The sequence below is a fragment of the Bacillus sp. V3-13 genome (assembly GCF_002860165.1).
GTDB lineage: Bacteria > Bacillota > Bacilli > Bacillales > Cytobacillaceae > Bacillus_BJ.
The window spans coordinates 12,052-26,320 of sequence record NZ_PGUZ01000005.1; the positions used below are offsets into that span (position 1 = coordinate 12,052).

Here is a 14,269-nt window from a genome sequence, read left to right on the forward strand (position 1 = left end):
GAGAGAGGCAGCACATGCCGATTCCAAGAAAAGCCGTGAACTTTTACTGTTCACGGCTTTTCTGATCTTAGATTTGGATACTCCGTTACACCGGGTGCGCAAGAATTTTATGATTGCGTTCAGCCACTCTCATGTAGTAACTCTCAAAAAGTGGAATTTCTTCCGGGGTAAGCTGGCCGCTGGTGAGCTGTTCGCTCTGTTGTTTCAATACTTTCATAAAGCGCAGCATCACTTCCGGCACCGTCAGGCTTACACCGAGCAGCTCCGAAAGGGAGGCCATGACAAGAGGGTCAATTTCCGGATATTGAAACTTTGTTGGCACGCCCTTTTTAGCCTTTGAATAAAATTCTTTAAGCAGCACCGCCCTTGCTGCACCGCTGCCCGAAATACATAAATAGATTTGAACTGCAACCCCGTTTCGAATGCGGCGCTGGGAAATTCCCGCGAACTTCTTGCCGCCAATGCTTAAATCATAGCTGCCGGGACAATAAGAACCGGCAATTTCTCCCGCCTCGATATTTTTGTTAAAACCGGCAAACATCTCTTTGATGAGGAGCCAGACCGCCTCATATCCGCGATTGATATCAATCCCTTTTTCCGTATCCGGGACAATAAGCGACAGGTTTAGGACCCCTTCGTCAAGAACAACCGCCAAACCTCCCGAATTCCGGACAATAGATTGATAACCTGCCGATTCCAGAAAATCGATGCCAGCCTGCAGAAAAGGAAGCCTGCTATCCTGTATCCCCAAAACGACCGTATTATGATGGACCCACGCTCTCGCGGTTGCCGGCGATGAACCTGATCCAACAGAAGCACATAATGTATCATCCATGCCAAACGATTGAAGGGCGTTAAAATGGACCCCGACACTCGATTGGTCAATTAATCTCCATTGTTTTTGACGCAATAATCCAAGCGCCTCTTCCATTTCTGTTACTCCTTTTAAAAATACATACTATCCCGTTTATTATATCATAGACCCCTGCAAAACCCTGTACACAGGACCTCTTCCATTTATATAAAAGAGCCAGCCTTTTCGGGGGCTGACTCAGTTTTGGTTTTCATTTGTTAATTATTGAAGTGTCTGGGCAGCCGTAATCAAGGCAAGCTTGTATACATCTTCCTCATTACAGCCGCGCGACAAGTCGTTTACCGGGCGGTTCAGTCCCTGCAGGATCGGGCCGACCGCTTCAAAATTTCCTAAGCGCTGTGCAATTTTATAGCCGATATTTCCAGCTTCAAGGCTTGGGAAGATAAACACGTTCGCATCTCCTTGCAGAGGAGAATCAGGTGCCTTCTTCTTGGCCACAGAAGGAACGAATGCTGCATCAAATTGAAATTCTCCATCAAGAACAAGATGTGGGTCACGCTGCTTCGCCTCTTGAACCGCTGCTGCCACCTTTTCCGTTTCAGGCGATTTGGCCGAACCTTTTGTAGAAAAGCTTAGCATCGCGACACGAGGTTCAATATCAAACATTTTTGCAGTTTTTGCACTTTCGATAGCAATTTCAGCTAAATCCTGGCTGTCAGGAGCAATATTAATCGCACAATCGGCAAAAATGTACTTTTCATCGTCGCGTACCATGATGAAGACACCCGATGTTTTGCGCACGCCTTCTTTTGTTTTAATAATCTGCAGGGCTGGCCTTACCGTATCTGCCGTTGAATGGGCCGCTCCGCTGACAAGCCCGTCTGCCCGATTGGTGTAGACGAGCATCGTGCCAAAGTAATTTTCATCAAGAAGAATTTGCCGTGCCTCTTCTTCCGTTGCTTTTCCTTTTCGCCTTTCCACGAAAGAAGCAACGAGTTCATCCATCATCGTAAAGTTGTTCGGATCATAAATTTCTACAGCATCAAGAGATACGCCAAGATCTTTTGCCTTTGCCTGGATTTCCTCGATATTTCCGATCAAAATAGGGCTTAATACTTTTTCGGCAGCTAATCTTCCTGCTGCTGCCAGAATCCGCTCATCCAAACCTTCAGGAAAAACAATTTTTTTATTTTGGCCGCTAACTTTTTCCTTTAGGCCTGTAAATAAATCGCTCATATGTACTCCTCCTTCATTTCTCTATCCTTTTAGGATACTTTAACCCGCTCAAATTTCAAGAAGTTAAGTCACTGACAACGTTTCCACAGCAAATGTTTTTGTATTCTAAAAGTTTTTAATAATCACTTATCTTCATCTGGATCACCTTTAATATTTGCACTCTCTTAGAAAATATCCTTTTCACGGCGTTTCTAAACGGGATTGTATCTAGCGTTCAGGTTTTGTTTACACGCTTGGTGGCGAAACTATGGTATAGTATTGTTTGAATTTAGATATTAGGAGTGATATGAATGAGTGAAGCAGCACAAACTCTCGACGGCTGGTATTGCTTGCATGATTTCCGTGCTATCGATTGGACTACCTGGAAAATGCTTTCAAGCGATGAGCGTCAGGCAGCCATTCATGAATATTTAAGCCTTGTTGAAAAATGGAATGCCGTTCAAGACCGCAAAGAGGGCAGCCATGCGTTATACACAATTGTTGGCCAAAAAGCAGATTTTATGATGATGATTTTAAGGCCGACGATGGAAGAATTAAACGAAATTGAAACAGAATTCAATAAAACAAAGCTGGCTGAATTCACAACTCCGGCCCATTCTTACGTATCTGTAGTCGAATTGAGCAACTATTTGCCTGCCGATGAAGATCCGTATCAAAACCCGCAAGTCCAGGCCCGTTTGTATCCGATTCTGCCAAAAACAAAACATGTTTGCTTTTATCCAATGGACAAGCGCCGCCAAGGCAATGATAACTGGTATATGCTGCCAATGGAAGAACGCCGCAGCCTGATGCGCAGCCATGGCATGATCGGCCGCAAATATGCCGGCGTCGTAAAACAAGTGATCACAGGCTCAGTCGGCTTTGACGATTATGAGTGGGGCGTTACACTGTTTTCAGATGAAGTCCTGCAGTTTAAGAAGCTTGTTTACGAAATGCGTTTTGATGAAGTAAGCGCGCGCTACGGTGAATTTGGCGCTTTCTTCGTCGGTAACCTTTTGGAAGAAGAAAAGATTGAAAAGTTTCTTCATGTAAACTAATTTTTCCTGAGCTCCCGGCCATGCCGGGGGCTTTTTTTTGCATTAATCTTTAAAGCCTCTCATATGAATGAAATAGTGAGGGTTTTAATGCCGAACTCATCTCACCACTACAGGACGGGTTGCAGAGAGAGATGCAAGGATGGCAGTTATTTCCCATAACAGGAGTTATGAATCAATTTCAAATGAATGTCAGGAGGGAAAATGATGAAGCCTATGAACTCTAACCCATACGAAAACTATGGCGGCTATCGGCAAATTCAACAGCCTTATTACGGAAACGCCGGCGTCGGGCCCACACAGCCTTACGGCGCCCAAGGTTTAGTGTCACCGGGGGTCTATCCGCAAATGACACCAGGCGGACCGGCTCAACCAGGAACAGTACCCACCGGGGGACCTCAAATTCCTGGGATGCTGCCTCTGGAGGAATCATACGTTGAAAATATCTTACGGTTGAACAGAGGAAAGCTGGCAACGGTTTATATGACCTTTGAAAACAATCCTGAGTGGAATGCGAAAGTTTTCAAAGGGATCATTGAAGCGGCTGGACGCGATCATCTGATCCTGAGTGATCCCCAGACAGGCATGCGCTATTTGCTGCTTATGGTAAATCTCGATTATGTTACTTTTGAGGAAGAAATTGAATATGAATATCCATTTGGCGCTACGCCGGGATTGGCCTCCTATTCTCCGCGGTAGGAGAGGAAATACTTATCTATCAAAAAAGCTTTGCCTGTTTTCGGCAAAGCTTTTTTCATGTCACAAAGATTTGATGGCGAATATCATCAACAGGAGCCATGCGGCTAAAAATGATAGTCCGCCGAACGGGGTAATGGCGCCGAGCATGCCAATGCGGGTGACACTGAGGACGTATAGGCTGCCCGAGAATAATATGATACCGATCAGCATCAGCCAGCCCGACCAGGTTAATAAAGAGCTGGCAGGTACCTTTCCTAATAGGATGGCGACGATCAACAAGCCTGTAGCATGAAACATTTGATAGGTTACCCCTGTTTGCCAAGTTTCCAAATACTTCGGTTCAATCCTGCCTTCAAGCCCATGCGCGCCAAACGCTCCCAAAGCGACAGATAAAAACGCATTAATGGCGCCAATGATTATAAAAAGTTTCATATACTATCTCCTCACATCCCGACTTTTTAGAAATCAAACAATGAATCACCGTTGGCCCCGTCTTCCATCTCAAGTTTTTTTGGCTGCTGCACCGCCAGCGGCGCAGGCTGGAATTCATGCCGTGCAGCTGCAGATTCGTGGGGCTGATGCCGCTTCGGGGCGTGATCATCAAGAATGATTTCACATAAGGCTTTTATAGCATAAATTCGTTCACGCACGCGAGCTTCGGCACTCTCCCGTTTTGCCAGCACCAATTCTTCCTCTATTTTCCCGATTAACTTCTGAATCGATATATCGTTCATTCTGCACCTCTATATTTAAACAAGATCGAGCTTCTGTTGCTATTTCGTTTCATGGCGAAGACATGGCTGCCCGGAAGCCCGGAACACTTCGAGGGATGGCAGGTTCCTGGATTTAAATTCGTATGCTTTACAACCCTTTGGAAATTTCGAATCCCATGTCACATAATAATAACGGCACTTTATACAGTTTATCCGTTGTTTATCCAAAAATAACCATCCTTATTCTCCAACCTTTTTCTTTTATTGTAACGTATAATCGATTATCTTAACATCGGTGACATACTGATAGCAGTTTCACGTGAAACATGTCGTTTCCCGTCAAATATTCTCAATTTGCCAGTCTATTTCTTTTTCACCCATTTGTTTTAATATCCGGTTTACTTTCGAAAAGGGACGGCTTCCAAAGAAGCCCCTGTTTGCCGACAATGGACTTGGATGGGGTGACTGGATAATGTAATGCCTGTTTGTATCGATAAGCTTTCGCTTCTCTTGAGCCGGGCGCCCCCACAATAAAAAGATCACCGGTTTCTCCCGCTCGCTTAACAACGTAATAATCCGGTCAGTAAACAACTCCCAGCCCATTCCGCGATGAGAGTTTGCTTCACCTTCGCGGACGGTTAACACGGCATTTAGCAGCAACACACCCTGGTCGGCCCATTTTCGCAAGTACCCGTTGTTCGGAATCGGACAGCCGAGATCATCTTGCAGCTCTTTATAAATATTTTTCAACGAGGGGGGAATTGCGACTCCGGGTTTGACCGAGAAACTCAAACCGTGCGCCTGGTTCGGGCCATGATAAGGGTCCTGTCCAAGCAGAACCACTTTCACATTTTGATAGGGTGTATAGCGAAGCGCGTTAAAAATATCGTATTTATCCGGGTATACGGTGTGTTGTTGATATTCTTTCTTCAAAAACTCCCTCAGCTTCAAATAATAGGGGCTCTTAAATTCCGGCTCAAGCAGCTCCGCCCAGTCATTATTCAGTATGATTCCCATAGGTTGGAATTCCTCCTCCTTGTCCATCTTTATATGTTACAAGATCATTCTCTTATACATACTACCAAACTACCCTATTCTTATCAGCAAAATCCTCATCTGAAAACAAGAAGTTTATTTTTCTGTATAGCGGTTATAAACATACTATACGAGGAAACAGTTGATCAAGTTTCCCACTATTAATGAGAAGGAGGAATTTTTCATGTACAAAGTACAATTGGTTGAAAACGGTGTTCAGGCAACTGATATGATCGGGGCCCTGCAGTCAGAAGGCTATTCGAAAGACAACATTTATATTTTTGCCCACGACAAGGACCGTTCAGGGCACTTAACCGATGCAACTGACACAGGAGACGTCGGTTTACAAGAACAAGGGTTGCTTGATTCTGTTGGCAATATGTTTAAATCACGCGGTGATGAACTTCGTTCAAAGTTCCGTTCACTCGGCTTAAGTGAATCGGAAGTTGATCAATATGAAGTGGAATTGGATAAAGGTAAGCTCGTGATTGTCGCTTCAGATGAAGCCGTCCATTAAAACGAAAAGCGGAAGCGCCTTGCGGAAACAAACCAAAAGCCGTTTGTTCCTATCGTTCAGCCCCGACAGGCGCTGGCCGACTAAGAGCGCCACGTCCTGTGGCAACGTCGGCACTAGTACGTCCTGTACGTCGGAGCTGGATATCGAAAAGCGCGGATTACAAAGAACATTATGTAATCCGCGCTTTTTTATTGTACCAATCTTGTTTAACCGAGCAGCCTCTGATAAATAGCCTTGGCTTGGGATAAATCTTTTGTGCCGTGGATAAGGGCCCTTCCATCGCGAAAAATGACGATCCGCTTTTCGTCCACTTCAGCCGAAATCAAATATGGGTTGCCATTGACACGGTATCCGAGGCGTTGAAGCTGGCCTGCCAAATCGTTTAAATTGAGTTGTTCCTTGTGCGGCGGCCGAATTTGAACCGTATCCCTCCCGCAAAGTACCGTTGTTTTGGTGTGGTTTTCACTTTTCAAATACGGGAAGGTTTTTATGTCGCCGCATGATAGGCAGCCTTTGTCTTTCGCCTTTCCCATTTTCATTCTTGTATATTGATTACGCCATAAATCAAAGCTGACAAAAGAGGTTCGGACGGCTCCCCAATCCTCCACTAATATTTTCAGGGCTTCGGCTGTTTGATGGGCAATGACCATCTGGACCGCTGGAGCAATGATTCCGGCCGTATCGCAAGTAAGTCCTTGAAACGGGACGGTTTTAAGCAAACAGTTCAAGCATGGAGTGCGTCCAGGCAATACCGAAAAGCTCATGCCGAAGCTGCTGACGCATGCACCATAAATCCACGGGATATTGTATTTTTGCGATATATCATTAATAGCCATCCTCGTTTCAAAATTATCGGTGGAATCAAGAATTAAGTTGACTCCCGCGATAAGTTCCTCGAGCATTTCCGGTGTGGCATCACCAATGATCGCACGAATTGATACCTCAGAGTTAATCGCTCTCAGGCGCTTTTCTGCCGCAACCGCTTTCGGAAGCTTTTCAGCGGCATCTGTTTCTGTATAAAGCTGCTGGCGCTGAAGGTTGCTGGCTTCTACATAATCCCTGTCTACAATTGTCAGCCTGCCTATTCCTGCTCTTACCAGTGTTTCAGCATTTCCTGATCCCAATGCACCGGCTCCAATAATCAATACATGTTTTTGGCTGATTTTTTGCTGGCCAGCTTCTCCAATCGAAGGAAATAATACTTGCCGCGAATATCGTTCTGACATGATAACAACTCCCAATATGTTTACGAGACGTTCCTTGTTTTATTATTTTTGCCAAGGCCATTGCCCGGCTGTTTTAGCCGCCGCTGACCGGAGGGATGAAGGCAATCACATCGCCATCGTAGATGATTTCTTCACTGCTCGCGAATTCTTCATTAATAGCCGTCATAACTGTATCGAGCTTGTCGACAGAGTATTTCTCAGAGATTATCTCTTTTAACTCGGAAACGGTTTTTCCGGCTACATTTAACATAATTGATTCTTCCCCGGCTATATCGCGGAGATGGGCAAAAAAAAGGATTTTATTCATCCAAATCACCTTCCTGCGGCCTGCCTGCCGGATATTGAACGGTTTCGAGCTGATTGCCGACCCATTCTTCGCCGTCTTCCCAATGCTCTTTTTTCCAGATTGGGACAATTTCCTTGATGCGCTCAATCGCATAGCGGTTCGCCTCATAAGCGTCTGCCCGGTGCGGGGTCGACACTGCTATCACAACGGCAACATCGGTAATGTCGAGGCGGCCGGTGCGGTGGGTAATCGCTGTTTGCGCTTTCGGCCAGCGCTCTTCAATCTCTTTGCCTATTTGCTCAAGCTTCTTTACTGCCATCGCCTCATATGATTCATAAACGAGGTAAAGAGTTTTTTTTCCGTGCGTTAATTCGCGGACCGTGCCAATAAAAGTCGTGATTGCGCCGGCTTCGCGCTGGACAACCTTATCGATAACCGATTGGATATTAATCGGTTCCTTTGTCATCTCAAATCTCATCATTGTCACCTCTTCATTTGCCGATTGATAATTATATTATAATCGGTTTTGCATCCACTTGCAGTGAATAGCCGCCAATTCCATTAACTTGTTGCTGGAATTCCCCTGACCTTATTATCGAAATTAACCAACTGCCCTGTTCACTTTCAAAAAACTCTCTTGTCATCAGCAAATCATAGCTTTCATCTGAAACTGGAACAAAATCGAGACCCATTGCTTTTGCAGCGGGGTAAATACCCAATCCGACAGCATTCGTATTATTTTTCACTTCTGCTGCTACGCTCAAATGGGAGAACATTTCCCGATCATAACCGTTTACCTGTTCAGGAGTATAGCCCGCGTCCTTCAAAAGAAGATCGAACAGGACTCTCGTACCGGCACCATTTTGCCTGTTCACATAATCTGCCTTTTTTTCTATTATATCTTTTATCGTTTGAATAGAAAGTGGATTGCCCGGCGGGAGAAGCCACCCTTGTTTCCGTTTCAAAAAAGGGTAGAGAACAAGCTCATGGCCGGGCAGGAACCTTTTAATATAGGGAAGGTTGTATTGTTTTGTTTCCGGGTCAAGAAGATGGGTCCCGGCTATATGTGCCTCCCCTTTTTTAATCGCGATTAAACCGGCCATACTTCCGACATGGGAAGAGATAATTTTCGTGTGGGGATTATGCTTTTTAACTGCTGCTGACAACAGGTCGATCGTTAAATCGTGGCTGCCATTAAACACAATCGCTCCCGCTATTTCGCTTACCGGCTTAAATAGCTCCACTTCAACGGTCTCGCCCTGCTCGTAGCCGAGCTGGTTTGGCGGTACGACCAGGATGCCATCGGCACGGACAAACGACATTGTCACTCCCGCTGCCCTCGTCAGCGGGTTGGCGATATACTTCCCGTTTACATAGCCAATGCTCATCCGGATAAAATCCTCGGCACCCATCGTTGAAACAATCCGCCTTCCGAGCGTTACCGGCAGTTTCTGGCGCTCTGGTTCATGTATGTACAAATGCTTGCAGATGAGCGGCCTGACAAACCATTCGAGCGCCAAATACGCTGAAACAGGATAACCCGGAACACCGACAACGGTTGTCCCGTTAATTTTGCCGAGAATCACTGGTTTTCCCGGGCGCGTTGCCACTCCGTGAGTGTATACTGTGCCCAGCTCCCCGATAATATGGACGGTGTAATCGCGTGAACCTGCTGAAGATCCGGCATTAATGACCACGATATCAGAACTTTCGACAGCTTTTAATAACGCTGCACGAAGCAGGGCCGGCTCATCTTTGACGATCTCTTCGATCACAGGCTCCCCGCCCCATTCGCGAATAAAATTGGCAAAAACGGTCCCGTTAAATTCAATGAGTTTTTCCGGGACGGGAGCAAGCTCTGCCGGGACAAGCTCATTTCCGGTCGGAATAATCGTTACCAGCGGTTTTTTTATAACCGGGATTTCAAGCGCACCTGAAGCAAGCAGGGCACCGATATCCGCCGGCCTGACTTTATGCCCTTGCGGAAAGAGCATTTCCTCCTGGACAATATCCTCCCCGATCGGGCGGATATGTTGCCATGGTGCAGCAGGCTCGATAATTTCAACAGTCTCTTCATCAATTTCTTCGACATTTTCGATCATGATGACCGCGTTATAAGGCGAAGGAACCGGATTGCCTGTATCAACAAAGACAAAGTCTTCACTTCGTTTTAGCTGAACCGGGTTTGATTCATGGGCGGAAAAAGTGGTTTCTGCCTTTACTGCAATCCCATCCATCGCGGCTGCATGGAAGTGAGGCATCGAAAAATGGGCAAAAATCGGCTCTGCGGTAACCCGGCCCAGCGAATCTGCGCTTTTCAGATATTCTATTAACCTGGCTGGCTCATATCTGTCGAGCAGTTCCTTTTTCGCTTGTTCGCGTGGCGTGTTCTGGAGATATATTTTTCGATTATAGTTATGTTTGGCCATTCTTCTCACACCTTATTTAAATAATCTGACCGGGACGGTCTCTCCTTTTTGAACCCCTTCACTCGGCGAAGAAATTTCAATCAGTCCTTCACTTTTTAAAAGTGTCGAGATAAGGCCTGATTTACCAAGAACAGGCTCTGCCTGCCATTCTCCATCCTTTAGAAAAAGGGAAGCGCGGATATAATCCGTACGGCCAGGTGTAGATGCGATATTTTTTGTGGCTTTTGCATAAGTAAGCTGTTTTTCAGAAGAGCCATCCCCTTCCAGATGGGATAGTACTGCTTTTCCAAACAGCTCAAAAATGATCAGCGCCGAAGCAGGATGCCCCGGTAAGCCGATAACCGGCTTGCCATTCGCATTGGCAAGAATCGTCGGCTTCCCGGGTTTGATTGAAATACCGTGAACAAATACGCCCGGAGCGCCAAGGGATTGAATAACACCGGCTGAGTAGTCCTTCGTTCCGACTGAACTGCCGCCGGAGATAACTAAACAATCAGCCTGTTCAAGCAGCTCTCTCGACCTTTTTTCAAGCTCCTGATAGTCGTCCTTGACAATGCCTCCATAGCGGAAGTCCAATCCCCATTCAGCCACCTTGGCACCAAGCGTCACTCCGTTCATGTCCCTTACTTTGCCATAACCAGCCGCTTCAGTTTCAACCGGAACAATTTCGTCTCCCGAAGACAAATAGGCAACCGTCGGCTTCCGGTAAACCGTAACATCGGTAATTCCTTGTGAGGCGAGTGCGCCAAGCTCCTGGGAACGAAGCTTCGTTCCTTCAGCAAGCAAAAGCTCACCTTTTCTTAAGTCTTCTCCCACTGAAATCACGTTCTCCCCGGGAGCAACCTGGCGGTACAGATTGATCAGGCCATCCAGATTTTCACAGTGTTCAATCATGATCACCGCATCACTGCCTTCCGGAAGCATTCCTCCTGTTGGAACATAGATGGCTTCTCCGGGCTTTAGGGGAAAAGGCGGGACCTCACCCATCTGTACCTCAGCTGTTAATTTTAAAAACCCCGGCATGCTTTCAGATGAACCGAAAGTATCCCTGGCACAGCAGGCAAAACCGTCAACGGAGGAACGGCGAAACTCCGGGACATTTTCTTTTACATATATATCTTCAGCTAAGACGCAGTGAAGTGCTTCCAATAACGGCTTAGTCTTTTTATCTGCAATTGGCTGAATATTTTCGTGAATCAACTGGAACGTTTCCTCAACTGATTTAACCTGGAAAAATTTCATCGCTCATCGCTGCCTTTTTGTCCGTCTTGCTTGAATTGATTTACTAATCGCAAAGCTTGTGTGTACTCATCGGGATTATTCATATTATACAACGAGGCCTCATCAAGTCCGAGACCGGAAAGTTCTTCTTCTTTGCATATTTTCGTGTTGATCTTGTGGAGAAAGCTTCTAATTTTGAGCTGTTCCTCTGCCAATGATTCCTGGATGGCCGGCACAGCCTCTTTTCGGTAAGCTGCAAAAAGGGGATGGAGACGGCTGTTTATTTCCGGCACAGCTGCGTCGTATTGATCAAGCTGTGCAAGTAAAAATTCACCGAGTTTAACAGATATGAAAGGCATGTCGCAAGCAACGACCAGATTTTTATCATGCTTTGATGCCAAAAGGCCTGCTTCTATCCCGGCAAGCGGCCCTTTTCCTTTCCAGTTGTCCTCAATCATCGGGAGACCTAAAGATTGATATTCTGTAAAGTTGTTGGTCACGACAACAAGGTCACTGGCTATTTTCGACAGCTCAGCACTAATCCGTTCGATAACAGCCCGGTCACCGATCTTCAAAAATGCCTTGTTCGTTCCCATTCTGCTTGATTTCCCGCCTGCAAGAATAATTCCGGTCGCTTGCAAATCGATCACCCCATTGCTGTTTAATGTGTTTCACTGGAACCGGGAATCCCATACCCTCTTTCCTGCGCTATATAATCAAGATGGATCGACTTCAGGTCCAATATCGCAGGGTGTTCTTTCTTGAGCAGCCTTTTTGTATCGACTACTTTTGTATATCCATTGCACGCTTTGCAGACTTGGATTTGCATACTTTCATCATCTTCCACTTTAAGTATGAGCATTTGAGCATGATCATCATTTCCACACTGGGCACAGCTGATTTTCTTCTCCTCCCAGCTATAGCAGCAACGGGGGCATGTGAGCTCTTTTTTTCCTTTTTTCCCAATGACCGCAAGACGGGCCGGCTCTCCGCATGCCGGGCAGCCATGTGAGTGTTCAGCCGGTTTCAGCCAGCTGCGAAGCTCGGCGGCAGCCTTCTGTAAATAAGGGCGCACAGCGTGCTCTGCAGCAAAAAAAGGCAGCCATTGCGGAATATCATAATCATGCGAAAATTTTTCAAAATAAAAGCTGTTCATTGAAATTGCCTGATGAAACCAGGATTCTGCCGTCTCATCTGTTAAAAGAGCAGGAAGGTTCTTTGCTTTCTTCATCGTTTCCGGCTGCTTGCCGCCAAGGAGATCCAATAATTCTATTATAAACTGTTTATATTGTTGATAGTTGACCGAAAGCTTCAACCCGGGAATTACCGGGTATTCGAATTTTGCCGGATGCGGCTCCGCAATCAATTGATTTTCAGATATCCGCCCAAGCCACTGCTCATGCAATGCCATAATATCAGCCTGGAGCTGTTCATAATCTGCCGTGAGTACATTTGTTTTTCCCATCGTTTCCCCTCTTTTCCTTCTATTAAGCTATGAAGGGCCGCCCATCCGGGCAGCACCTTCATTCTGTCATATGAATCGTTTTTTGACAGGTTCCACTTTTCTGTTAAGCCTGCTTTTTCTTCGGTGACTCCGCTTGCTTTAGCTCATCATACCAGCGGCCGTGATGATCTTTCACGTAAGCTTCGGGAACGTCTCCCTTCGTCATTCCGCGCAGAGAAACGCGTGAATTGGGATGGCCGACCGATAAATAGATATGGCCAACCACGACAGCAATTGACAGTCCCAAGCCGATATTGTGAATCGGGTACGCCCACATGACAACAGTTTGTGAGAAATATGCAGGAAACCACATAATGAAACCGGAACCAATTAACATGATGGTCGTTATGATCGCCAGCAATGAATTGAGCTTCTCACCGGCATTATAAAAGTCCTGCTTCGGAACTTTCGGATGTCCGCCGAAAAACTCTTTCGGAAACTGAAGTAAGAATTTAAAGTCATGAGACTTCCAGGTCAGGATCTGCCTGATCCAATGAAAAAAGCTTTTCGGATCGGCGAACAAAATATAGACAACAGGCAGAATAAACAGGACGGCGCCAATCCGGTGGACAAGCCTTGCTCCTGCCGGCCCTCCGAAGACAACATAGACCCAATCGAAAAATTCGGTGTACATAGGCAAGCCCGTTAGATAGAGAAGAAAGAAGGCTCCTGCATTTAGCCAGTGGGCAAAAATAACCGGTTTGCTAAAACGCTTTACCATTTTTGGATTATTCTCGGTCATGGTCATGGCCTCCTTGTTCAGGGTCTTTCTTTTTCAAAAACGAGTTTGATATGACTGCCCCGATAACCGCCATTGTTGTCGCCCCAAGCATTGCTTTCCCGATTGGCTGCGCATAGTCTTTCCAGACCACCTGTGAAAGCGGGATTTTCGGATCCTCAGGAAGACCGTAAACAGCCGGCTTATCTGCAAGTAAATAGACTGTCACAGTCCCATCTATACCTTGCGGATTATAAATATTTGCATTCGGGTAGCGATCCTTGATTTTAGCAAGACGCTTTTGAGCTTCTGCCAACACTTCTGCCTTTTCCCCATAAACAAGGCAATCAGTATGACAGGCTGTTACGCAGGCTGGCTGAAGGCCCTGCTCAAGGCGGTCCGTACAGAGCGTACATTTTTGCGCTTTCCGATATTCCTTGCCATTCTTGTCGTGATAAGTTGCCAGCTTTACTACATCAAAGGTGCAGTTTTGCACGCAGTAACCGCAGCCAACACACTTATCTGCGTCAATCACGACCGAACCAAATTCGGTATGGCTGATCGCATCCTCCGGACATGCTTTTTCACAAGCGGCCTGGACACAGTGCAGGCAGGATGAATGCCGGAACAGCCAGTCAAAGCCGCCATCAGAAATTTCTTGTTCGTTGAAGGTCAGGACATTCCATGTGTTTGCTGTTATCTTTTCATGAGATTGATAGCTTCCTTGAAAGTCTTCAAATTCTGCAGGAAGGTCATTCCAGTTTTTGCACGCTACCATGCATGCCCGGCACCCATCGCATTTTGTCACATCGACGAATTTAATGTAATCTGCCATGA

General features: G+C 46.1%; 17 protein-coding genes. 3 read left to right on the forward strand and 14 right to left on the reverse strand.

All coding sequences use genetic code 11. The features are described from left to right. Positions 1 to 85: 85 nt before the first annotated feature. A complete protein-coding gene (locus CU633_RS02095) occupies positions 86 to 931 on the reverse strand; it encodes a lipoate--protein ligase family protein (RefSeq protein ID WP_101658077.1) in 846 nt (281 codons plus the stop codon). 144 nt (positions 932 to 1,075) lie between these two features. Continuing rightward, the gene (gene pta / locus CU633_RS02100; RefSeq protein ID WP_101658078.1) at positions 1,076 to 2,050 is read right to left on the reverse strand and encodes a phosphate acetyltransferase; all 975 of its coding nucleotides are present in this window, start codon (positions 2,048 to 2,050) and stop codon (positions 1,076 to 1,078) included. A gap of 290 nt (positions 2,051 to 2,340) precedes the next feature. Between pta and hemQ the strand changes: the two genes are divergently transcribed. Together hemQ and gerQ are read left to right on the forward strand one after the other, a co-directional pair. Further along, complete coding sequence (hemQ, locus tag CU633_RS02105; RefSeq protein WP_101658079.1) at positions 2,341 to 3,087, forward strand: hydrogen peroxide-dependent heme synthase; 747 nt, start codon at positions 2,341 to 2,343, stop codon at positions 3,085 to 3,087. Between the two features lie 201 nt (positions 3,088 to 3,288). Beyond that, positions 3,289 to 3,783: a spore coat protein GerQ gene (gene gerQ, locus CU633_RS02110; RefSeq protein WP_257958410.1), complete on the forward strand. Its 495-nt coding sequence runs from the start codon at positions 3,289 to 3,291 to the stop codon at positions 3,781 to 3,783. Positions 3,784 to 3,843: 60 nt separating this feature from the next. Here the strand turns inward: gerQ and CU633_RS02115 are convergent, their stop codons facing one another. The 3 genes from CU633_RS02115 to CU633_RS02130 all read right to left on the reverse strand — a co-directional run bounded on the left by CU633_RS02115 (position 3,844) and on the right by CU633_RS02130 (position 5,513). Then, entirely contained in the window at positions 3,844 to 4,215 is a 372-nt protein-coding gene (locus CU633_RS02115; protein WP_101658080.1) for a DUF423 domain-containing protein, read from the reverse strand. 26 nt (positions 4,216 to 4,241) lie between these two features. After that, a complete protein-coding gene (locus CU633_RS02120; RefSeq protein WP_101658081.1) occupies positions 4,242 to 4,517 on the reverse strand; it encodes a YwdI family protein in 276 nt (91 codons plus the stop codon). Positions 4,518 to 4,835: 318 nt separating this feature from the next. Beyond that, the gene (locus CU633_RS02130) at positions 4,836 to 5,513 is read right to left on the reverse strand and encodes a uracil-DNA glycosylase (RefSeq protein WP_101658083.1); all 678 of its coding nucleotides are present in this window, start codon (positions 5,511 to 5,513) and stop codon (positions 4,836 to 4,838) included. Positions 5,514 to 5,715: 202 nt separating this feature from the next. On the opposite strand from CU633_RS02130, the gene CU633_RS02135 reads away from it, so the two are divergent. Continuing rightward, positions 5,716 to 6,048: a general stress protein gene (locus CU633_RS02135; protein WP_101658084.1), complete on the forward strand. Its 333-nt coding sequence runs from the start codon at positions 5,716 to 5,718 to the stop codon at positions 6,046 to 6,048. A 206-nt stretch (positions 6,049 to 6,254) separates the two neighbouring features. Here CU633_RS02135 and CU633_RS02140 read toward each other — a convergent pair whose 3' ends face one another. The 9 genes from CU633_RS02140 to CU633_RS02180 all read right to left on the reverse strand — a co-directional run bounded on the left by CU633_RS02140 (position 6,255) and on the right by CU633_RS02180 (position 14,267). Then, the gene (locus tag CU633_RS02140; RefSeq protein ID WP_101658085.1) at positions 6,255 to 7,274 is read right to left on the reverse strand and encodes a thiazole biosynthesis adenylyltransferase ThiF; all 1,020 of its coding nucleotides are present in this window, start codon (positions 7,272 to 7,274) and stop codon (positions 6,255 to 6,257) included. 73 nt (positions 7,275 to 7,347) lie between these two features. Next, a complete protein-coding gene (gene moaD, locus CU633_RS02145; RefSeq protein ID WP_101658086.1) occupies positions 7,348 to 7,581 on the reverse strand; it encodes a molybdopterin converting factor subunit 1 in 234 nt (77 codons plus the stop codon). Next, on the reverse strand, positions 7,574 to 8,038 hold the full coding sequence (locus CU633_RS02150) for a molybdenum cofactor biosynthesis protein MoaE (RefSeq protein ID WP_101658087.1): 465 nt from the start codon (positions 8,036 to 8,038) through the stop codon (positions 7,574 to 7,576). Before CU633_RS02150 ends, moaD begins: the two co-directional genes overlap by 8 nt. Positions 8,039 to 8,069: 31 nt before the next feature. Further along, complete coding sequence (locus CU633_RS02155) at positions 8,070 to 9,989, reverse strand: molybdopterin biosynthesis protein (RefSeq protein WP_101658088.1); 1,920 nt, start codon at positions 9,987 to 9,989, stop codon at positions 8,070 to 8,072. A 12-nt stretch (positions 9,990 to 10,001) separates the two neighbouring features. Next, positions 10,002 to 11,231 carry a molybdopterin molybdotransferase MoeA gene (locus CU633_RS02160; protein ID WP_101658089.1) on the reverse strand — a complete coding sequence of 410 codons (1,230 nt, stop codon included), beginning with the start codon at positions 11,229 to 11,231 and terminating at the stop codon, positions 10,002 to 10,004. Continuing rightward, positions 11,228 to 11,851 carry a molybdenum cofactor guanylyltransferase gene (mobA, locus tag CU633_RS02165; RefSeq protein ID WP_101658090.1) on the reverse strand — a complete coding sequence of 208 codons (624 nt, stop codon included), beginning with the start codon at positions 11,849 to 11,851 and terminating at the stop codon, positions 11,228 to 11,230. Before mobA ends, CU633_RS02160 begins: the two co-directional genes overlap by 4 nt. A gap of 20 nt (positions 11,852 to 11,871) precedes the next feature. Beyond that, positions 11,872 to 12,675 carry a formate dehydrogenase accessory protein FdhE gene (locus CU633_RS02170; RefSeq protein ID WP_101658091.1) on the reverse strand — a complete coding sequence of 268 codons (804 nt, stop codon included), beginning with the start codon at positions 12,673 to 12,675 and terminating at the stop codon, positions 11,872 to 11,874. 103 nt (positions 12,676 to 12,778) lie between these two features. Beyond that, complete coding sequence (locus tag CU633_RS02175; RefSeq protein ID WP_180954826.1) at positions 12,779 to 13,456, reverse strand: formate dehydrogenase subunit gamma; 678 nt, start codon at positions 13,454 to 13,456, stop codon at positions 12,779 to 12,781. After that, complete coding sequence (locus tag CU633_RS02180; RefSeq protein WP_101658093.1) at positions 13,443 to 14,267, reverse strand: 4Fe-4S dicluster domain-containing protein; 825 nt, start codon at positions 14,265 to 14,267, stop codon at positions 13,443 to 13,445. The genes CU633_RS02175 and CU633_RS02180 overlap by 14 nt, the downstream gene beginning before the upstream one ends. Between the last annotated feature and the right edge of the window lie 2 nt (positions 14,268 to 14,269).